Source organism: Pseudarcicella hirudinis (assembly GCF_900115665.1).
Taxonomy (GTDB): Bacteria; Bacteroidota; Bacteroidia; order Cytophagales; family Spirosomataceae; genus Pseudarcicella; species Pseudarcicella hirudinis.
In genome coordinates, this window is sequence record NZ_FOXH01000015.1 from 1 (window position 1) to 19,158 (window position 19,158).

The window sequence follows — 19,158 nt, forward strand, 5'->3', positions numbered from 1 at the left end:
CATGAGGGACGTTGTAGACGACGACGTTGATAGGCTACAGATGTAAAGGCAGAAATGTCAAAGTCGAGTAGTACTAATTACCCGAAAGCTTCCTGTTTTTTTAATTTTACTTAGGAGATTGTTTACTATTTTTCACAATATATCAAGAGAAAGAACCTTAGAGTCATTAAGTATGAGGTTGATAAAAAATAAACCTGAAAGACTTTATGGCACCGATAGGACTGGTGTTCACCTCTTCCCATCTCGAACAGAGTAGTTAAGCCCAGTTCCGCTGATGATACTGCAGTCAAATGCGGGAAAGTAAGTAAGTGCCAAATTATTATTAACAAGCCTTGGTAACAACACTGTTATCAAGGCTTATTTGTTTTTATACCACTACATGTAAACAGCAAGTTCAGAAGGATGATCTGAAACAGTTAGAATCACTCCCCGAATTTGTCTCCATTTGCCTTTCTTTATCTTTTCCTAAAAATTCCTTCCCTGACTTCATAATTTCTAATTCTGAAATATTTTTCTTATTTTGAGAAATACTTGTGATATTTTAATTTCCGGGATAAAGAAGCTTCAGACTTCTTTTAGATTGTTCAGGAACAGCATCAGTCATAGTTTTGTTTATTAAAAAGAGTACAAACAGAAGATTATTAAGCGATAATGAATGTCTGATCATACTCTTTATGGATATGGCTGCCCGGATTTGACAAAACAGTTGAATGATTCAGAATAAAACTATATGTTTGTTAAATAAACCAAAAATGCTCTGCTTCCTTTAAATTACTGAACAAATGACTCTACTCAATGAGACACTAATATGGCTTATGAAAAGGCGTCTGCCCAGAATCCAGTCGTTCATGGAACGACCAATGGATGCTCAGGAGCAAATGTTTTGGTCATTGATAGATGATGCCAAGTATACTTTGTGGGGGAAAAAATACGATTACCAAAGTATATTTTCAATTAAACAGTTTCAGGAAAGAGTCCCGATCTCTTCATATGAAGACCTTTATCCTTATATAGAAAGAATGATGAAGGGCGAAGAGAACGTCCTGTGGCATTCTGAAATTCAATGGTTCTCAAAATCTTCCGGAACTACAAACGCAAGAAGCAAATATATTCCTGTTTCGAAAGAATCCCTTGAAGACTGTCATTTCATGGGAGGAAAAGACATGATGACTCTTTTGGCTAATAATAAACCGAATACACAGGTTTTTGAAGGGAAGGGTTTGTCAATCGGAGGAAGTTTATCATCAAATTCCCTGAATGCCAAGAGTTTTGCCGGAGATGTTTCCGCAGTAGTAATGAAAAACCTTCCGATCTGGGCCCAGTTAATCAGAACCCCATCTTTAGATGTTGCTCTGATGGATGTGTGGGAAGAGAAGATCCAGAAAATGGCAGAGGTGACAGCTCAGGAGAATGTGACAAGTATTCTGGGTGTACCAACCTGGACTTTAGTACTTATTGAAAAAGTTCTGGAAATAACGGGGAAATCCAATATTCTGGAAGTATGGGAAAACTTTGAGTTTTTTATTCATGGTGCCGTAGCATTTCAGCCTTATCGCGAGCTATTTACGAACAAAATATTTCCCTCTGATAGTGTCAGCTATCTTGAGATATATAATGCCTCAGAAGGCTTTTTTGGAATTCAGGATGACCTTACAAGGCAAGATGAGTTATTGTTAATGCTGGACTACGGAATTTTCTATGAATTTATTCCGATGGACGAGATAGAATCTGAAAATCCGAAAGCATTAACACTAGATGAAGTTGAGTTAGGCAAAAACTATGCAGTAGTCATTTCTACCAATGCCGGATTATGGCGATATAAAATTGGTGATACCGTAAGGTTTACCTCAAGATATCCTCACAGAATTAAGATTTCCGGACGTACAAAGCATTTTATAAATGCTTTTGGAGAAGAAGTTATTATAGAGAATGCCGAACAGGCTATTACCAGAGCTTGTGAGGTAACAGGTGCCAAGATTACCGATTATACTGCTGCTCCTGAATATATGAAAGGGGGCGAAAATGGCTGTCATGAATGGATTATTGAATTTTCTCAACTGCCCGATGATGAAGAGGTTTTCAGGAAGGTATTGGATGAAACAATAAGAGAAAATAATTCCGATTATGATGCCAAACGATACAATGATATGGTTTTAAGAATGCCCAAAATCCAAATAGTAGAGCAAGGTACATTTTATGAGTGGATGCGGATACGAGGCAAGTTAGGCGGACAACACAAGGTCCCGAGACTAAGTAATACCCGTGAGTACATTGAGGAAATTCTTTCAGTTGTTTCCGGGCAGAGATTTATCTCTAATTCTGACAAAAATGTTCATGCCTGATCAATGCTTTTGCTTTAAGAAATTGCGATATATAAGATGTCAAAGATGAATTTTTGCCCGCAATGCGGGAAGACATTAACTACCAGGGAAAAAGATGGAAAAGAAAGGATTCTTTGTCCGGATGAAGAAGATTGTGGTTATGTTTTCTGGAATAATCCCACACCGGTAGTAGCAGCAATTGTAGAGCATGAAGGTGAGATTATTCTGGCAAGAAATGCAGCATGGCCACCTACCTGGTATGCCTTAATTACAGGCTTCCTTGAGGCAGGAGAAACTCCCTCAGAAGGAATTTTAAGAGAAATAAAGGAAGAATTAAATCTTGATGGCGAAATTATAGAATTTGTAGGTCTGTACGAATTTCACAGAATGAATCAGTTAATTATAGCCTATTATGTCAGAGCAAGTGGAGAAATAACCTTAAGCGAAGAGTTGGTGGATTATAAGAGATTGAAAGATTTTGAAATTAAACCATGGCCTTTAGGAACCGGGAAGGCGGTTCAGGAATGGCAGGCAAAAAGAGGAATCTTTAATGAGATAATTGACTTTACACGTTAGTTTACTGATACTTTTGTACTCTTCCATTCCCTGTACCCTATTATCGCCAGAATAAGTAGTAAAATATAGAGGACACTTGTACCATACAGATGTTTAAAGAAATACATGCCAATGTATCCTATATTTGCTGTAATCCATAATAACCAGTTTTGAACATATTTCTTTGCCATCATCCATTGTGCAATTAAACTTATTGCGGTAAGGGATGAATCTACATAAGGAAGGCTGGCATTTGTATATTTACCGTGCATAAAACCTGAAAAAGCAGTAAATATAAGTAATACAGATATGCAGGGAATGTAGTATTTTGAAGGTAAGTTACTTACAGTCAATTCCGTTTTTTTCTCGCCTCCAAATAACCACTGATACCAGCCGTAAATACTTATAGCAATAAAAACTACCTGCAACTCCATATCGGAATAGAGTTGAAACTGCCAGTAAATCACTCCATAAATTCCGGAAGCAATAATTGCCCAAAACCATCCCCAAACATTTTGTCTGGTATTTAGCCAGACACAAATCAAAGTGGTTAAAATACCTAAATCCTCAAGCCAATTCTTTTGAAGATAGTCAATTAAATTTAGCATGAATCTTAACTTTTTATAATCGGGACTTTGGGAATACTCTTTTCGTAAAACTTACATAAATGTGTCAATTTACATTCAGCACACTTAGGAGATCTGGCTACGCAAATGTAGCGGCCATGTAAAATAAGCCAATGATGAGCTACAGGAACAAGTTCTTCAGGAATATGCCTGATCAGTTCCTTCTCAACAGCCAGAGGCGTTGTGGCGGATTTAGCAACCAAACCAATCCGGTGAGATACCCTGAAAACATGTGTATCCACAGCCATAGCCGGTTGATTATAAATTACGGAAACAATTACATTAGCAGTTTTACGCCCAACTCCTGGCATTTTCTGTAGTTCTTCAATGGTAGAAGGAACTTCAGAATTGAAATCCTGTTCAAGCATTTTAGCCATGCCAATTAAATGTTTGGCTTTGTTGTTGGGGTAAGAAACAGATCGGATGTATTGAAATACTTCCTCAAATTCTCCTTTGGAAAGAGATGCTGCGTCTGGAAATCGTTTGAATAAAGCCGGAGTAACCTGATTTATACGTTTATCAGTGCATTGAGCAGACAGAATTACCGCAACCAATAGTTCATACGGGTTGGAATAGTTTAATTCTGTCTCTGCGACCGGAAAGTTTTCTGTAAAGTATTTAATCAGAAGCTGATACCGTTCTTTTTTGAGCATAAAAATATTGCATTTTCCCAAAAATACGGAAAACATCTATTAAACCCACAAAAAACGCCAATCCGAATCTATTTTATAGATGCGGACTGGCGTTTTGGATTTGTACTTGAATTTCGTGAATACGCAAAAATGGCGTCTAAACTTTTGGGAGAAGGATCCCTGTAACTTTTATCAAGACTTGCCTTCACATCCAGCATGTCAAGATAAAATTCTAACATTTCAGTATCGTGGACGAGTCCGTCCTGGATTAAACTGTTTTCTTCTTCCGTTGTTTCGTCGTAGACATAACGGATAACGTCATCTTGTGTAAAAGTTTGTATCATAGCTCGGAGAATGTTTGCTCATCATTTTGCGTAGATTAATTAACGCATAACGCATTCTTCCTAATGCCGTGTTGATACTCACGCCGGTTGCATCAGCAATCTCCTGAAAGCTCATGTCCTCATAGTGTCTCATTACGAGCACTTCTCTTTGTTGATCAGGCAGGCGTTTAATCAAATCTCGAAGATGAGCGTGTGTTTCCTCTCGAATTTGGCGTTCTTCGTAAGAATCTTCAGCAAAATCAAAGGTATTGAAAACACTGCTACCGTCTTCTAATACGATATTAGGGTAACGTTTATCACGCCGGAAATAATCAATCGCCATGTTATGTGCGATTCTAAGAACCCAAGGCAGAAATTTACCTTCTTCGTTGTATTTGCCTGAGCGCAAAACGTCAACTGCCTTGATGAAAGTGTCTTGCATCAAATCCTCCGCCACATAAGTGTCTTTAACAATCAGATATATGGTAGTATATACTTTAGATTTGTATCTTAAAACAAGAGATTCAAAAGCACGCTCATTACCGTTGATGTAAAGTGATATAAGCTCACTGTCGTTAACATGGGTCTTTGCCATTGTGATAATCTATTTAGTTAACGTAAAGCTTTATACCATATTGTGCCTCCTATTGCGATTTTATTTTAGTAGTTTTCTTGAAAGGATATTTCAAAGTTATGCAGAATGAAATAAAATCCAAAAAAACTACCAGTTTTTTTAACATACATTAACAAATATTAACAATATATTTTAGTCAATAACCGTTTGTGGAAACTGTATTGTGTTAATATACAGAATATTTCACGGTTTTGTACCGCTTAATCAATAGTTTATTTGGATTTACTTTGCATAGCTATTCAGTCATTCTAATATACTATGCCTTTTCCACTATTTTATCAACAATAATCCTACCAATTATTTGAGTATTATCACTGTCTCCCGTACTTATTGTTGAAAAATATCCTCCCAACTCTAAAAAGGCTATGAAATTTCGTTCTTTTACTTTAAGTATTTTAGTTTTATTTGGAATCTCCGTTGATAATTCTGTCAGTGCACAGGAGAAGCTTGTCTGGACAGAAGTTGGCAACGGCGTGTGGAAAGTATCTGTAGGCAAACCTGAAAATTATAACCTCCTAAGTGCATCAGGGGTGAAACCTGAAATTGCCGCCTTACAAAAAATGCAGAAGACTGAACTCGTTTCTGCAAAAGCTGGGATTTTTGCCAATATACAGGATGGGAAGACTTATTTGAGATTTCCTTTACAAAAAGGAGAACAGATTTATGGATTTGGTCTTAATTTCCAGACAATCCACCAGCGGGGAAGAATTTTGAGGTTGCACACAGACCATTACGGAAATACCGATAATGGCAGAACCCACGCTCCGGTTCCTTTTTTTGTTTCTTCTAACGGATATGGTATTTTCATTAATTCCGCAAGATATCTTGATGTTTATGCCGGATCTGCTGTTCGGAAAGACAGTAAAAATCCTCCGAAAATCCAGGATCGTAATACTGATAAAAACTGGAGCGCCAGGCCATATTCTGATGCGGTTGAAATTTTGATACCTGCAAATGGTGTCGAATTTTACGTTTTCAGTGGCCCTGGTCCGCTGGAAGTAGTGAGAAGATTCAACCTGTTTAATGGAGGGGGCTGTCTTCCACCAAGATGGGGACTTGGTTTTACGCAGAGAGTTGAAAGATTGTATAATGCGGAACAAGTGAAAAATGAGGCACAAGCGTTTGCTGATCAGCATTTTCCCCTTGATTTTATAGGATTAGAACCCGGCTGGCAAAGTAAATCTTATCCCTGCACTTTTGAATGGGACAATACCCGTTTCCCAAATCCTGCACTGCTCGTCAAAGAATTAGGACAAATGGGAGTGAGACTTAATCTTTGGACAAACCCCTATGTTTCCCCGGAGGCCTCAATTTACCCTAAAATAGCCCCTTTTACTGGCTCTCACTCTGTTTGGGTCGGAGCAGTTCCTGATCTGTTAAAACCTGAAGCGCGAGATATATTGTTTTCAAAATTCAAAAAGGATCATATTGATATTGGCATCAGCGGATATAAGATAGATGAAGTAGATGGCGGGGATTCTTATTTATGGCCGGATGTGGCAACATTTCCGTCCGGAATTAGTGCTGAACAGATGAGACAGACTTATGGTGTCTTAATGCAGAAATACAGCACGGAGCTTTTTCATCAGAAAAACTCAAGAACATATGGTTTGATTCGCGCTTCAAATGCCGGAGGTGTGTCATTTCCATATGTTATTTACAATGATAATTACAGCCATCAGGATTTTATTACAGGCTTAATAAACAGTGGTTTTTCCGGCGTTTTATGGACGCCTGAAGTCAGGGCTTCCAAAACCTCCGAAGAATGGCTGAGAAGAATGCAAACGGTTTGCTTTTCGCCTATGGCTATGATTAATGCCTGGGCAAGTGCTACCAAGCCCTGGTCTTTTCCGGATGTAGCAGATAAAGTTAAGGAAGTAGCCTTATTAAGAATGCAAATGATGCCTTACTGGTACTCTGAATTTGCAAAATATCACTTTGAAGGAACCCCTCCTTTTCGTGCAATGAATCTGGAAACAGGTTTTTTCATAGAAAATAAAACAGAAAAGACTAATTCAAACCTCGAAGAAAACCCGTACGAAGAAGCTGTTTCTAAAGAAATAAAGGATCAGTATATGGCAGGTGAATATCTTTTGGTTGCGCCTTTCTTTACAGGACAGACCTCCAGAAAAGTAGTTCTGCCAAAAGGCAAATGGTTTGATTTTTATACCGGCAAATTTGCCGGAGATGGAGAAGTAATTACAGTTGGTTCAAATCTGGGAAATATTCCGGTTTATGTAAAAGATGGCGGAATTATACCCATGATGCCTCCTTTATTACATGCCCCTAAAGCCGGAGAAAAAGTAGATCTGGAAATCAGGTATTATGGACAAAAAAATGCTAAGTACCAATTGTACGATGATGATGGGGAATCTTATAATTATGAAAAAGGAGAATATTCATGGAGAGAGGTTACAGTAGAAAAGCAGGCCGATGGAAAATATTTCGGGAAAATCTCAGCTCCCGCAGCAGGAAAACCAAATACAATCGGAAAGGTTTCCTGGTCATTTATGACTAAGGATAATTAATAAATGAAAAATAAAAGGCATAGCTTCAGTTGAAGCTATGCCGGGATTTAAAGTTTGTTGTAAAAGAAGTTGTTGTTTTATAAAAATGAAATAGAATTTAGTCAGACTCTTTCAATTATTGTAGCGATTCCCATTCCGCCACCGATGCAAAGGCTTGCTAAGCCGGTGCCTTTACCACTTCGCTCCAGCTCGTCAAGCAAGGTCATTAAAATAATGGCACCTGTTGCTCCGAGAGGATGACCTAAGGCGATTGCTCCTCCGTTAACATTTACTTTTGAATGCTCTACTCCCAAAATATCCATAAACAACATGGGAATCGCAGCAAAAGCCTCATTTATTTCGAATAAATCGATGTCATTCACGTTCATGCCATTCCGACTCAAAACTTTTTTAGTCGCCGGAATCGGACCTGTAAGCATAATTGTCGGCTCTGAGCCGCAAACACTGAAGGCTTTTATTTTGGCTCTTGGTTTTAAGCCAAGTTTTTCACCAACTGATTTGTTACCGATTAATATACCAGCTGCCCCATCTACAATCTGAGAAGAATTTCCTGCATGATGGACATGATTAATTTCAGTAAGTTCAAGATATTTCATTAATGCCAGCTCATCCAGCCCTCCCATTTTACCTATCATTTCAAATGAGGGTTTTAATTTAGACAAAGTGTCAAGAGATGTTTCCGGACGCATTCCTTCATCAAAATTCAGGACATCGATGCCTATTTCATCTTTAAAGCTGAACATTGATCTGGCAAAACGATTTTCCTTATGTGCAATAGCTGCTCTTCTTTGAGATTCTACCGCAAAACTATCCACATCCGTTCTTGAATAACCGTATTTTGTTGCAATCAAATCTGCAGAAATTCCCTGTGGAACGAATTTATGCTGAGCAATTAATTGCGGACTCATCATCATGGCACCACCGTCTGAACCCATCGGAACTCTCGACATTGATTCAATCCCTCCGGCAATGAGCAGATCTTCCTGACCTGACATGATATAGGCAGCAGCCATATTGACTGCCTCAAGCCCGGAAGAACAGAACCGATTTACCTGAACTCCTGCCACTGATTGAGAATAACCTGCTGCAAGGACAGCCGTTCTGGCAATGTCTGAACCCTGTTCCCCAACCGGAGTAACACAGCCTAATATGACATCATCTATCAAAGAACTATCGAATTGATTTCTTTCCTTAAGTTGCTTTAATACCTGAACTGCAAGATTTACGGGTTCAATATCATGCAATGAACCATCAGATTTACCTCTCCCTCTGGGAGTTCTTACGGCATCAAAAATGTAGGCTTCATTCATAATCCGAAAAAGGTCTTTTCTAAGTGATACAGATCGTTCAATGATTCCAAATCAATCATGCAAATTTATATAAAATTATTATGCAAGCATACTGTTAATTGAAAATTTTAGAATATTTTTACTTTTAATTTGAAGTATTCTTATTATTTTCTCAAATACAGGGTCTTAGAGATTTTGTTTTTACGGAAAAATAATGTTCAAATCGTTCAAAATTATTCGATTTTCCGGAAATTGGTGAGTTGCTGTTTTTATGAAAAGTTTAACATTTCAGATACCTTTTTTATTTCTAAAACAATTAAATATTGAACAACCATGAAAAAAAATGTTTTCCTCTTTATCTTTCTTTTGTTGTCTGTTTGTCTTGCCAAAGCAAATTCCGGTGTCAGTCCTTCTGTTAAAATAGCTGCAGATTCTTTAGCTTTCAAAGATTATTATGGTTCTTTTAAAATGGCGGCAAATCCTTATGTTGAAAAAGTGAAAATCAGTTTTAAGGATGGACAATTGACAATTCAATCTAAAGAATATCCGCAGGAGGCACCACTTACCCGTGAAAAAGAAGGAGATGAGTTTTTGTTGACTGCTTTTGAAGCAAAAGTTATTTTCTTAAGAAAAAATGGAAGTGATGTGACAGGGTTGAAAATTCTGGTGCAGGGACAAGAGCTTGAAGGCGAGAAAGAAATGTAGTGAAGATATAAAAAATCCTGACTGAACTTGATAAATCAGAGTCAAAGCCGCCACTTTGAAACTGAAATAAACGAAGATCCTTCAGTCAGGAGATAATTATTCTTTCGTTTCAAAACTTACAGAAGTTCGTTACCAAAACTGAGTCTTGAAACTGTGGTTGGTATTTATGCTGGTAAAGTTATCTGTATGTACATTAATTAACGAAAGACAATCATTGTTTTTTTTGATAATTTTTACAAGCGAATAAAATTATGTATTAAGTCAAAAAAAAGAATGTAAAAAATACACTATTTACATTTTACTTCGCTTAAAAATCAAATTCTCATCATTTTTCAACCTATTTCTGGAGTATTATCGTTAAAATCTAAATTTTAGCTTTGGTTTCACGCAGGTATAACTGAATAGTATTTTCCAGTCCCAGATAGATAGAATCGCAGATTAAAGCATGTCCGATCGAAACTTCAAGAAGGTTGGGGATATTTTGCTGAAAGTATCTCAGATTTTCCAGGCTTAAGTCGTGGCCTGCATTAAGACCAAGCCCTAATTCATTTGCACGTCCGGCGGCCAGAACAAAGTCCTTTATCGCTGATTCACGGTTTTTAGTATATCCTTCCGCATAAGGTTCAGTATAGAGTTCGATTCTGTCTGTTCCTGTTTCTTTGGCACCTTCAACCATTTTTAAATCCGGATCAACAAAAATTGAGGTACGGATTCCTGCTTCTTTAAATTCAGAGATCAGATCAATCAAAAGGCTTTTGTGTGTAATGGTATCCCAGCCGGCATTGGAAGTAATGGCTCCGAGTGCATCCGGAACTAAGGTAACCTGAGTGGGCTTATTAGCCAGAACCAGTTCTACAAACTTTCTTTCAGAAGGATTTCCTTCAATATTGAATTCTGTTGTAACAATCTCTTTCAGATCATACACATCCTGATAACGGATATGTCTTTCATCCGGCCTTGGATGCACTGTAATACCCTCTGCACCAAAACGTTCACAATCAATGGCCACTTTAACGACATTTGGGTTATCTCCGCCTCTTGAGTTTCTGAGAGTAGCTATTTTATTGATATTTACACTTAATTTAGTCATCTTTTCTGCGATAGAATTGAGAATTATATAATGTATGAATAATAGTTTCGTAATTTTGTAAAACGAACGTATTTGTTATAATGTATGTTCACAAATATACCGCAATGGCAGAATTTATGCAGTTAAAAAACCTCAATATTCTGTCATTCGTTCATTCAAAATTCAAAAAAGAAAACCATGTCGCTTAAAACCAATATCGAAAATAGCATTAAAGATGCTATGAGAGCTAAAGATCAGGATCGTTTACGAGCATTACGCGCAATTAAATCGTTAATTTTATTAGAAGAGACTTCAGGAGCAAATTCAGGAGAGCTTTCTTCAGATGTTGAAATGAAATTATTGATGAAAGCAGCCAAGCAGCGTAAAGATTCGCTGGAAGTCTTTTTGGCTCAGAACAGAAGTGATTTGGCTGAAAAAGAGCAGGCAGAGTTATCGGTAATTGAAGAGTACCTTCCAAAGCAGCTTTCTGAAGATGAATTGAAAGCGAAGATTGCTGAAATTATTGCTAAAACCGGAGCTTCTGCTCCTTCAGATATGGGCAAAGTAATGGGAGTTGCAACTAAGGAACTTGCAGGTCTGGCTGATGGAAAAGCAATCTCAGCAACGGTAAAAAGTCTTTTGCAATAAAATGAGCAAAATATAGAATAATTGAATGGAAAATAAAGCGTTCTTTCAGAACAGGTTCCCGTTCAATTATTCAAAATAAAGTAAATGAAACTCATTGATATTCTGATCCTATTGCCAATTTTATGGGGTGGCTTTATCGGTTACCAGAGAGGCATAATTATTGAAGTTATCTCTATCGCCGCTTTTATCATTTCGGTAATCATCGGTTTTAGAGCCCTGGGTTATGCTACCGATTGGGTTTCTCCTTATATGAATAATCGGTTGACTGAGCGAATCATGCCTTACATAGGTTTTGGGGCAGTTTTTTTCCCGATTGTGTTTCTTATTAACAAGTTGGGGTGGTTGTTAAGAAGATCTATTAAATATACTGTCTTAGGAAGTTTTGATAGTTTCGCAGGAGCCATTGTCGGGGCTTTTACCTGGTCGTTCGGCATCAGTATCTTTATTTGGCTCATTACTTCAATAGGAATCAGGATTCCCGTTGAGGATACAAAAGGAACCTTTCTTTATCCTTTAATAAAACCTCTTGCCCCCGGAATAATAGAAAAAGCAATAGATATTGTGCCAAAGCAGATAGACCGCTTAAGGCAGTAATTAAGTATATCAAAAATGAAGATGGAAGCAGTGGCTGTAAATAAAAAGGACATTAGAAAATTGTCAATCTCTCAACTGAAAGACTTTTTGGTTGAAAAAGGTGAGCAAGGTTTCAGGGCTAAACAGGTTTATGAATGGCTTTGGAAAAAGTCTGTACAGAGTTTCGAAGAAATGACAAACCTTTCTAAGAAAACCAGAGAGTTATTGGAAGAACATTTCGAAATACGGGCTGTAAAGGTTTCAGAAAAACAGGTAAGTTCTGATAAAACAATCAAATCTTCATTCAGACTATTTGATGAAAACCTGGTAGAAGGGGTATTAATTCCGGCGGATGATCGTATGACGGCCTGTGTTTCCTCGCAGGTTGGCTGTTCTCTTACCTGTAAGTTCTGTGCTACAGGATACATGGATCGCAAAAGGAATCTTGACGCTGCCGAAATTTATGATCAGGTTGTAAGAATAAAGGAACAGGCTGAAAGTCATTATCAGACTCCTCTGACTAATATCGTGTATATGGGAATGGGAGAGCCTTTACTTAATTATGCCAATGTTCTGGAATCAGTAGAGTATATAACTTCTTCAGAAGGACTGGGAATGTCACCGAAACGTATTACTGTTTCTACCGCCGGAATTGCCAAAATGATTAAAAAGCTTGGTGACGATGAAGTGAAATTCAATCTTGCTTTGTCTTTGCATGCTGCAAATGATGAAAAGAGGAATACCATCATGCCGATCAACGAATCAAATACATTGGAGGCATTGAAGGAGTCTTTGCAATATTTTTATAAGAAAACGGGGAATAGGATTACCTTAGAATATATAGTTTTTTATCGCTTCAACGACTCCCTGGAAGATGCGAAAGAGCTCTGGAAGTTTGCGAAACAATTTCCTTGTAAAGTCAATATTATAGAATACAATCCTATTTCTGAAGCAAATTTTACAAATACGGATCCTCAAACCTTAGATAAGTTTGCCGGATTTTTGGAGGAAAAAGGAATGATTGTAAATGTTCGCCGTTCGAGAGGGAAGGACATTGATGCTGCCTGTGGACAATTAGCCGGAAAAAAGAAAGAAGAAATAGCTGAGTAAGTAGTTTTGAACTGCTTACAAAAATGGAAAATATGGAGTTTGGTAGAGTTCCGAAAGAAAATCTGAAAACAATAGATTTTGCATTAAAATCAGACAATTCTCTTAATGCAAGAGTATTATCTGAAGTGAAAAGTCGAAATGAGCAAGTTCATTCAGAAAATGAGTGGAAACCTAATGTGTATGTAGGTTGTCCCGAATGGTCGATTACTGAATGGAAAGGGAAGATTTACCCGGGGAATGCAAAATCTCCTGATTTTCTTTCACATTATGCCAGGCAATTTAATACGATAGAGTTAAATCTTACCCATTACAGAATCCCAACGGAATCAGATATTCTTAAATGGAATACACAAACAGCAGATGGCTTTAAATTCTGTCCGAAATTTCCTCAGATTATTTCTCATGATAAAAAATTAAGAAATGCAGATCCTGAAACCGGAGAATTTTGTGAGAGAGTTCTTGATCTGGGTGGTAAACTGGGAAGTTCATTTCTTCAGCTTTCTCCGTTTTTTTCCCCGAGGCAATTTCCTGAATTAGAAAAATTTCTGAGGGCTCTTCCTGCCAGATTACCTGTTTCTGTTGAGTTTCGTCATGAAGACTGGTTTAAAAATGACAGAATCTGGGAGGAAACACTCCTTATGCTGCAATCTCTTGATATGGGAACGGTTATCACGGATGTTGCCGGGCGCCGGGATGTTGTTCATCAGGGACTTTCAAATTCATCAATCATGTTACGTTGGGTTGGTAATGATCATGAGTCTGATTATGACAGAATTGATGCATGGATTCACAGATTAAAGCAATGGGTTGCTGAAGGGCTTCAGGATATTTATATTTTTGTTCATATCAGTGATAATATTCTGGCTCCGGAATTGTGCCATTACTGGATAAAAAAGCTAAATGCTGAATTGCAATTGTCACTTAAAGAACCTGTCTTTTTTCCAAAAACAGATCAATTATCGCTATTTTAGTACACAACAATTTTGCAAATCATTGAAAAACATTACTTTTGCAACATGATTTATTCAGGCACACATCATATCCATCACCACGTAATTTCCGAATAGGAAAGGGCTGATGAATATTGTGCCGGATTTTAACAAGACACAAAACATTCAACAATATCTAAAAGCCTGATTCCTGTAAAGGATCAGGCTTTTTCAATTTTGAATGAACAAATAACCGATTTGATTATTGAAATGCAGGTTCTGTTCATTCTTCCTTTCAAAATTGATTAAATGAAGACCGTAATTATCAAATACAACGCAGGAAATGTTCAGTCGGTAATGTATGCACTTGACCGGCTTGGAGTAAATTATCTATGGACAGATGACGAAAATGAAATCTGCTCAGCTGATAAGGTAATCTTTCCGGGCGTAGGCGAGGCAAGTACCGCAATGGCTTATTTAAAAGAAAAAGGCCTAGATAAAGTAATTCCAGGGCTCAAACAACCGGTTTTGGGAACCTGTGTGGGAATGCAATTAATGTGTAAACATTCAGAAGAGAATAATACCGATTGCATGGGGATATTTGACATCAATGTTAAACGATTCGACTCATCATCGTTCAAAGTCCCGCATGTAGGCTGGAATAATATTTACAATTTCAAAAGCGAACTGACAGCAGGATTGACCGAGCAAAGCTATATGTATTTTGTACATAGTTATTATGCGGAACTAAGTGATTATACCATTGCGGAATGCGATTACGTACAACCTTTTTCCGCCATGCTTCATAAAGACAATTTTTATGCCGCACAATTCCATGCAGAAATCAGTGGCAAAGAAGGAGCAGCCATTTTGAATAATTTTTTAAGACTTTGAGTTAAAGCATGATTAAAAGACATTTGATTGAATAAAATGTAAATGTCTTTAATTTTTGCCTGAAAATTAAAATAAACCCATGATACAAATTATACCAGCTATAGACCTGATTGACGGGAAATGTGTTCGTTTGACCCAGGGAGATTATTCTCAGAAAAAGACTTATAATGAGAATCCTTTGGAAGTGGCCAAATCTTTCGAAGATTCAGGGATTCAGCGCTTGCATTTAGTGGATTTAGACGGAGCTAAGCAAAAACGTATTGTTAATCACAAAGTGCTGGAAACAATTGCCTCCCACACTAATTTGCTTATTGATTTTGGCGGAGGTGTGCAGTCTGATGAAATGATAAAAATTGCCTTTGAATGTGGGGCACGTCAGGTAACAGGGGGAAGTGTAGCTGTTAAGAATCCTGTACTTTTTGAAGAATGGCTGAAAAATTACGGAGGGGAAAAAATTATTCTTGGTGCTGATGCCCGTGATGAGAAAATAGCAATTTCAGGCTGGGAAGAAGCTACAGAGAAATCTGTTTACGATTTTGTCGGAGAATATATTGAGAAAGGTGCAAAATATACCATTTCTACTGATGTGGCCAAGGACGGACTTTTACAAGGCCCGAGTTTTGATCTGTATGCCAGACTTCAGGAAAAGTTTCCAATGCTTCATATCATTGCCAGTGGAGGCGTTTCGGTAATGGATGATATTATTAAACTCAACGAAATGAATATTTTCGGAGTGATTGTCGGGAAAGCGATTTATGAAGGAAGGGTTACGTTAAAGCAACTGGCAGACTTTTATAAATAGCTTCTTTAATTTAATACTTCAGTATATCGTAAAAAGTATAAAAATGTTAGCAAAAAGAATTATTCCTTGTCTGGATATTAAAGACGGAAGAACGGTAAAAGGAACTAATTTTGTAAATCTGAGAGATGCTGGAGATCCGGTAGAATTAGGAGCAGTTTATGCAGAACAGGGAGCTGATGAATTAGTGTTTCTGGATATTACGGCTACAGTTGATAACAGAAAAACATTGGTTGATTTAGTCAGAAATGTGGCCCGGAATGTGAATATCCCTTTTACGGTTGGAGGAGGAATATCTTCTGTCGCAGATGTTTCGGCACTTTTAAATGCCGGTGCTGATAAAGTGTCTGTTAATTCTTCTGCCGTAAGAAATCCGGCCTTGATTAATGAACTTGCATTGCAGTTCGGATCTCAATGTATTATCGTTGCAATCGATACACGTTTTGTGGGAGGAGAGCATATTGTACATACACACGGAGGCAGAAAACCTACTGATTTTCGGACAATTCAATGGGCAAAAGAAGTAGAAGACCGTGGGGCCGGAGAAATACTTTTGACTTCGATGGATACCGACGGAACAAAAGCTGGTTTTGCGAATATACTGACGTCCGAAATTTCGGACAATTCTTCCATTCCCATTATCGCTTCTGGCGGTGCAGGAAGTATGGAACATTTTTATGATGTTTTTACCGATGGTAAAGCTGATGCCGGACTGGCTGCCAGTATTTTCCATTTTAAGGAAATCGATATTATTGAATTAAAAAAATACCTGAAAGAAAAGGGAATTTCTATCCGGCTGTAGTCAATGGCCTGATTGACGAGTAGAAAATAAAGAAAAGAATAAAATAGCTTTAAAGAGATCATGGAATTAGATTTTAATAAACAGGATGGACTCATTCCCGCCATTATTCAGGATGCCCTGACAGACAAAGTATTGATGCTGGGTTATATGAATCAGGAATCACTTGAAAAAACGGAGAAAGAAGGAGTGGTTACTTTTTTTAGCCGCTCAAAACAAAGGCTCTGGACAAAAGGAGAAACTTCTGATAATTTTCTGCATGTCGTTGAGATATTGAAAGATTGTGATGATGACACACTTTTAATTAAGGTAAATCCTGCCGGACCAACCTGTCATACCGGAGCAGATACCTGCTTTAATGAAAGCAACCAGGGGAAAGCCGCCTGGTTGAATCACTTAAAAAGAGTAATTCGTGACCGGAAAAATAACCCTTCTGAAAAATCATATACAGCAAGCCTTTTTCAGAAAGGAACCAATAAAATTGCTCAGAAAGTTGGAGAGGAAGCAGTGGAACTGGTAATTGAAGCAATGGATAATAATGATACTTTGTTTAAAGAGGAGGCTTCAGATTTGCTTTTCCATTATCTGGTGCTATTGGAACAAAGAGGAATTGATTTTGATGAAATCATTGATGTACTCCGTGCGAGACATAAATAACAGCTCTAACAACTAAATACTAAACTATGATTAACTTTATTATTCGCTATCTGCTTATTGCCGTGGCCATTATGGTATTGGCAAAGTACATTCAGGGAATTGCAGTTGATTCCTTTACTACTTCATTACTGGTTGCTCTGGCAATGGGTTTTCTGAATACCTTCATTAAACCGGTATTGAAATTGCTGAGCTTTCCTATTACAATTCTGACATTGGGACTATTTTTACTGGTGATTAACGTAGTGCTGGTATATGTAGTTTCGTATTTCGTACAAGGTTTTACCGTTCACGGTTTTATCCCCCCATTGTTATTTAGTTTCGGAATTTCCTTGGTTTCTACTATCCTGGGATGGTTTTTTGATTAAGATTTGAAGAAGAAATCCGGTAAAAGCAGTGGAAATGCTACATTTACCGGATTCTTTTATGGTGTGCCTTTTTGAAAAGTTACTTCTGTGGCCAGTCCCATTGCGCTGAAACGAATTGCAATTGTCGGGGCATCAGAATGTTTTTTAATGTCTTCGCAGTGGGTTCCTTTGTCAAGAAAATAGACATAATATTCCTGATTTCGGTCGGCCAGCTGTTGTATGTCAGGTTTGCCCAGATAATCTTCCATATCGTTTGAACTCACTCCTTTCAACTCTTGTTTCAAGGCTTTCAGCTGCTCAATCATTTGTACTCTGTCTCCTTTGCAGCCACCTTTATCGGCTTGCCACTTCTCCAGATCAAATCCCTCTAATTTAGGTTTTTTTGTACAAGAGGATATACAAAATAGCAAGGAGAGGAATAAATATTGAATGTATTTCATGATTTGTAATTTTTCACGAATTTACGTCAGAAACCTGTAGCAACAAATTCCTGGAAATAAGGTATCAAAATATCTGAAAAACGTCCTCCGGAATTTCCATGGAAAAACTATAATTTCAATAACTGCTCCCCGGCTTTTTCCAGGGTTTCATCGTCTTTGGCAAAACAGAAACGAAGAATTTTAAAATCGTTTTTCTGATGATAAAATACGGAAACAGGAATAGAGGCTACGCCGATTTCTTTTGTAAGCCGAACTGCCAGATTAAAATCATTTTCATTGGTAATGTTCTGGTAATTAAGGCATTGGAAGAAACTTCCCTGCGCAGGAGTATATGAGAATCTGGAGCCCTTAATACAGTCGAGAAACTTGTCCCGTTTATCCTGATAAAATTTAGGAATGGAAAGATAATTGTCAGGGTCTTTCAAAAAGTCAGCCAAAGCATACTGAATTGGAGTGACGGTTGAAAAAGTAAGCCATTGGTGAACTTTCCTGAATTCTTCCGTTAATTGTTTGGGTGCAAGGCAGTATCCTACTTTCCATCCGGTAACATGAAAGGTTTTGCCAAAGGAATTACAGATAAAGCTCCGTTCTTTCAGAACCGGATTTCTCAGAAGAGACCAGTGTTCATGCTCATCAAAAATGATATGTTCATAAACTTCATCACCAATGATAAAAATATCCGTGTCTTTTACAATTTCAGCCAGTTGATTGAGATCTTCCCTGCTCATAACTGTTCCGGTTGGATTATGAGGGGTATTGAGCATTATCAGTCGGGTCTTTTCAGAAATTTTCGATTTTACAAGCTCCCAGTCAATCTTGTAGGCATTTTCAGGGGAAAGTGTGATATAAACAGGAATACCTCCGTTCAGCGTAATGGCAGGTGTGTAAGAATCATAACAAGGTTCCAGTAAAATTACCTCATCTCCTTCATGTACAATTGTGGTAACTGCTGCATAAAGAGCTTCTGTAGCTCCTGAGACAATAGTTATTTCAGAATCAGGATGATAATTTACCCCGTAAAGTTCAAAAGTTTTCTGAGAAATGATTTCCCTCAAAGGTTGAATCCCGGCCATTGGAGCATATTGATTCATGCCTTTTTTCAGATAAAAAGCAACCAGATCCGTAAGTTTCTCGGAACAATTGAAACTCGGAAATCCCTGAGAAAGATTCAGCGCACCATAGTCGCCGGCAAGTTTAGACATTACTGTGAAAATGGTGGTTCCGGTATCGGGCTGCTTTGACTGGATTTTCATGGTAAAAAC

General features: G+C 37.7%; 21 protein-coding genes and 2 rRNA genes. 15 read left to right on the forward strand and 8 right to left on the reverse strand.

What is annotated here, in order from left to right; all coding sequences use genetic code 11:
- The 4 genes from BM179_RS20210 to BM179_RS20225 all read left to right on the forward strand — a co-directional run.
- Positions 1 to 98, forward strand: a 23S ribosomal RNA gene (locus BM179_RS20210); the annotation flags it as partial.
- Between the two features lie 107 nt (positions 99 to 205).
- A 5S ribosomal RNA gene (gene rrf / locus BM179_RS20215) occupies positions 206 to 317 on the forward strand.
- Positions 318 to 782: 465 nt separating this feature from the next.
- Positions 783 to 2,342: a GH3 auxin-responsive promoter family protein gene (locus BM179_RS20220; RefSeq protein WP_092018991.1), complete on the forward strand. Its 1,560-nt coding sequence runs from the start codon at positions 783 to 785 to the stop codon at positions 2,340 to 2,342.
- A 36-nt stretch (positions 2,343 to 2,378) separates the two neighbouring features.
- Positions 2,379 to 2,897, forward strand: coding sequence for an NUDIX domain-containing protein (locus tag BM179_RS20225; protein WP_092018992.1), 519 nt, complete (start codon positions 2,379 to 2,381; stop codon positions 2,895 to 2,897).
- On the opposite strand, the gene pnuC is transcribed toward BM179_RS20225, so the two are convergent.
- The 4 genes from pnuC to BM179_RS20245 form a co-directional block, all read right to left on the reverse strand.
- On the reverse strand, positions 2,894 to 3,484 hold the full coding sequence (gene pnuC, locus BM179_RS20230; protein ID WP_092018993.1) for a nicotinamide riboside transporter PnuC: 591 nt from the start codon (positions 3,482 to 3,484) through the stop codon (positions 2,894 to 2,896). The genes BM179_RS20225 and pnuC overlap by 4 nt on opposite strands.
- A gap of 5 nt (positions 3,485 to 3,489) precedes the next feature.
- Positions 3,490 to 4,155, reverse strand: coding sequence for an endonuclease III (nth, locus tag BM179_RS20235; protein ID WP_092019120.1), 666 nt, complete (start codon positions 4,153 to 4,155; stop codon positions 3,490 to 3,492).
- A 68-nt stretch (positions 4,156 to 4,223) separates the two neighbouring features.
- Positions 4,224 to 4,373 carry a hypothetical protein gene (locus BM179_RS25715; RefSeq protein ID WP_229632995.1) on the reverse strand — a complete coding sequence of 50 codons (150 nt, stop codon included), beginning with the start codon at positions 4,371 to 4,373 and terminating at the stop codon, positions 4,224 to 4,226.
- A gap of 79 nt (positions 4,374 to 4,452) precedes the next feature.
- Positions 4,453 to 5,052: an RNA polymerase sigma factor gene (locus BM179_RS20245; RefSeq protein ID WP_092018995.1), complete on the reverse strand. Its 600-nt coding sequence runs from the start codon at positions 5,050 to 5,052 to the stop codon at positions 4,453 to 4,455.
- Between the two features lie 404 nt (positions 5,053 to 5,456).
- Here BM179_RS20245 and BM179_RS20250 point away from each other — a divergent pair, with 404 nt between their 5' ends.
- Positions 5,457 to 7,619: a glycoside hydrolase family 31 protein gene (locus BM179_RS20250; RefSeq protein WP_092018996.1), complete on the forward strand. Its 2,163-nt coding sequence runs from the start codon at positions 5,457 to 5,459 to the stop codon at positions 7,617 to 7,619.
- 101 nt (positions 7,620 to 7,720) lie between these two features.
- Here BM179_RS20250 and BM179_RS20255 read toward each other — a convergent pair whose 3' ends face one another.
- Positions 7,721 to 8,929, reverse strand: a complete 1,209-nt coding sequence (locus BM179_RS20255) for an acetyl-CoA C-acetyltransferase (protein ID WP_092018997.1) — start codon at positions 8,927 to 8,929, stop codon at positions 7,721 to 7,723.
- 312 nt (positions 8,930 to 9,241) lie between these two features.
- Between BM179_RS20255 and BM179_RS20260 the strand changes: the two genes are divergently transcribed.
- Positions 9,242 to 9,613: a hypothetical protein gene (locus BM179_RS20260; RefSeq protein WP_092018998.1), complete on the forward strand. Its 372-nt coding sequence runs from the start codon at positions 9,242 to 9,244 to the stop codon at positions 9,611 to 9,613.
- A gap of 364 nt (positions 9,614 to 9,977) precedes the next feature.
- On the opposite strand, the gene BM179_RS20265 is transcribed toward BM179_RS20260, so the two are convergent.
- Positions 9,978 to 10,703, reverse strand: coding sequence for a pyridoxine 5'-phosphate synthase (locus tag BM179_RS20265; RefSeq protein ID WP_092018999.1), 726 nt, complete (start codon positions 10,701 to 10,703; stop codon positions 9,978 to 9,980).
- 177 nt (positions 10,704 to 10,880) lie between these two features.
- Between BM179_RS20265 and BM179_RS20270 the strand changes: the two genes are divergently transcribed.
- The 9 genes from BM179_RS20270 (at position 10,881) to BM179_RS20310 (ending at position 17,456) form a co-directional block, all read left to right on the forward strand.
- Complete coding sequence (locus BM179_RS20270; RefSeq protein ID WP_092019000.1) at positions 10,881 to 11,330, forward strand: GatB/YqeY domain-containing protein; 450 nt, start codon at positions 10,881 to 10,883, stop codon at positions 11,328 to 11,330.
- Positions 11,331 to 11,414: 84 nt separating this feature from the next.
- A complete protein-coding gene (locus tag BM179_RS20275) occupies positions 11,415 to 11,924 on the forward strand; it encodes a CvpA family protein (protein ID WP_092019001.1) in 510 nt (169 codons plus the stop codon).
- A gap of 21 nt (positions 11,925 to 11,945) precedes the next feature.
- The gene (rlmN, locus tag BM179_RS20280; protein WP_092019121.1) at positions 11,946 to 13,013 is read left to right on the forward strand and encodes a dual-specificity RNA methyltransferase RlmN; all 1,068 of its coding nucleotides are present in this window, start codon (positions 11,946 to 11,948) and stop codon (positions 13,011 to 13,013) included.
- Positions 13,014 to 13,036: 23 nt separating this feature from the next.
- The gene (locus BM179_RS20285; RefSeq protein WP_310586962.1) at positions 13,037 to 13,984 is read left to right on the forward strand and encodes a DUF72 domain-containing protein; all 948 of its coding nucleotides are present in this window, start codon (positions 13,037 to 13,039) and stop codon (positions 13,982 to 13,984) included.
- A gap of 267 nt (positions 13,985 to 14,251) precedes the next feature.
- A complete protein-coding gene (hisH, locus tag BM179_RS20290) occupies positions 14,252 to 14,836 on the forward strand; it encodes an imidazole glycerol phosphate synthase subunit HisH (protein ID WP_092019002.1) in 585 nt (194 codons plus the stop codon).
- Between the two features lie 79 nt (positions 14,837 to 14,915).
- Entirely contained in the window at positions 14,916 to 15,638 is a 723-nt protein-coding gene (hisA, locus tag BM179_RS20295) for a 1-(5-phosphoribosyl)-5-[(5-phosphoribosylamino)methylideneamino]imidazole-4-carboxamide isomerase (RefSeq protein ID WP_092019003.1), read from the forward strand.
- Positions 15,639 to 15,681: 43 nt separating this feature from the next.
- Entirely contained in the window at positions 15,682 to 16,437 is a 756-nt protein-coding gene (hisF, locus tag BM179_RS20300; RefSeq protein WP_092019004.1) for an imidazole glycerol phosphate synthase subunit HisF, read from the forward strand.
- Positions 16,438 to 16,497: 60 nt separating this feature from the next.
- Positions 16,498 to 17,091 (forward strand): bifunctional phosphoribosyl-AMP cyclohydrolase/phosphoribosyl-ATP diphosphatase HisIE, encoded by a 594-nt coding sequence (gene hisIE / locus BM179_RS20305; protein WP_092019005.1) that lies wholly within the window; start codon positions 16,498 to 16,500, stop codon positions 17,089 to 17,091.
- A 26-nt stretch (positions 17,092 to 17,117) separates the two neighbouring features.
- A complete protein-coding gene (locus tag BM179_RS20310; RefSeq protein WP_310586964.1) occupies positions 17,118 to 17,456 on the forward strand; it encodes a phage holin family protein in 339 nt (112 codons plus the stop codon).
- Positions 17,457 to 17,512: 56 nt separating this feature from the next.
- Here BM179_RS20310 and BM179_RS20315 read toward each other — a convergent pair whose 3' ends face one another.
- Both BM179_RS20315 and BM179_RS20320 read right to left on the reverse strand, forming a co-directional pair.
- On the reverse strand, positions 17,513 to 17,896 hold the full coding sequence (locus BM179_RS20315; protein ID WP_092019006.1) for a hypothetical protein: 384 nt from the start codon (positions 17,894 to 17,896) through the stop codon (positions 17,513 to 17,515).
- 107 nt (positions 17,897 to 18,003) lie between these two features.
- Positions 18,004 to 19,149: a methionine aminotransferase gene (locus BM179_RS20320; protein WP_092019007.1), complete on the reverse strand. Its 1,146-nt coding sequence runs from the start codon at positions 19,147 to 19,149 to the stop codon at positions 18,004 to 18,006.
- Positions 19,150 to 19,158: the final 9 nt, after the last annotated feature.

Bases quoted from the DNA above. Each gene is read 5' to 3' on its own strand.
- BM179_RS20220 (WP_092018991.1), top strand. From the start codon at position 783: ATGACTCTACTCAATGAGACACTAATATGGCTTATGAAAAGGCGTCTG.
- BM179_RS20225 (WP_092018992.1), top strand. From the start codon at position 2,379: ATGTCAAAGATGAATTTTTGCCCGCAATGCGGGAAGACATTAACTACC.
- pnuC (WP_092018993.1), bottom strand. From the start codon at position 3,484: ATGCTAAATTTAATTGACTATCTTCAAAAGAATTGGCTTGAGGATTTA.
- nth (WP_092019120.1), bottom strand. From the start codon at position 4,155: ATGCTCAAAAAAGAACGGTATCAGCTTCTGATTAAATACTTTACAGAA.
- BM179_RS25715 (WP_229632995.1), bottom strand. From the start codon at position 4,373: ATGTTAGAATTTTATCTTGACATGCTGGATGTGAAGGCAAGTCTTGAT.
- BM179_RS20245 (WP_092018995.1), bottom strand. From the start codon at position 5,052: ATGGCAAAGACCCATGTTAACGACAGTGAGCTTATATCACTTTACATC.
- BM179_RS20250 (WP_092018996.1), top strand. From the start codon at position 5,457: ATGAAATTTCGTTCTTTTACTTTAAGTATTTTAGTTTTATTTGGAATC.
- BM179_RS20255 (WP_092018997.1), bottom strand. From the start codon at position 8,929: ATGAATGAAGCCTACATTTTTGATGCCGTAAGAACTCCCAGAGGGAGA.
- BM179_RS20260 (WP_092018998.1), top strand. From the start codon at position 9,242: ATGAAAAAAAATGTTTTCCTCTTTATCTTTCTTTTGTTGTCTGTTTGT.
- BM179_RS20265 (WP_092018999.1), bottom strand. From the start codon at position 10,703: ATGACTAAATTAAGTGTAAATATCAATAAAATAGCTACTCTCAGAAAC.
- BM179_RS20270 (WP_092019000.1), top strand. From the start codon at position 10,881: ATGTCGCTTAAAACCAATATCGAAAATAGCATTAAAGATGCTATGAGA.
- BM179_RS20275 (WP_092019001.1), top strand. From the start codon at position 11,415: ATGAAACTCATTGATATTCTGATCCTATTGCCAATTTTATGGGGTGGC.
- rlmN (WP_092019121.1), top strand. From the start codon at position 11,946: ATGGAAGCAGTGGCTGTAAATAAAAAGGACATTAGAAAATTGTCAATC.
- BM179_RS20285 (WP_310586962.1), top strand. From the start codon at position 13,037: ATGGAAAATATGGAGTTTGGTAGAGTTCCGAAAGAAAATCTGAAAACA.
- hisH (WP_092019002.1), top strand. From the start codon at position 14,252: ATGAAGACCGTAATTATCAAATACAACGCAGGAAATGTTCAGTCGGTA.
- hisA (WP_092019003.1), top strand. From the start codon at position 14,916: ATGATACAAATTATACCAGCTATAGACCTGATTGACGGGAAATGTGTT.
- hisF (WP_092019004.1), top strand. From the start codon at position 15,682: ATGTTAGCAAAAAGAATTATTCCTTGTCTGGATATTAAAGACGGAAGA.
- hisIE (WP_092019005.1), top strand. From the start codon at position 16,498: ATGGAATTAGATTTTAATAAACAGGATGGACTCATTCCCGCCATTATT.
- BM179_RS20310 (WP_310586964.1), top strand. From the start codon at position 17,118: ATGATTAACTTTATTATTCGCTATCTGCTTATTGCCGTGGCCATTATG.
- BM179_RS20315 (WP_092019006.1), bottom strand. From the start codon at position 17,896: ATGAAATACATTCAATATTTATTCCTCTCCTTGCTATTTTGTATATCC.
- BM179_RS20320 (WP_092019007.1), bottom strand. From the start codon at position 19,149: ATGAAAATCCAGTCAAAGCAGCCCGATACCGGAACCACCATTTTCACA.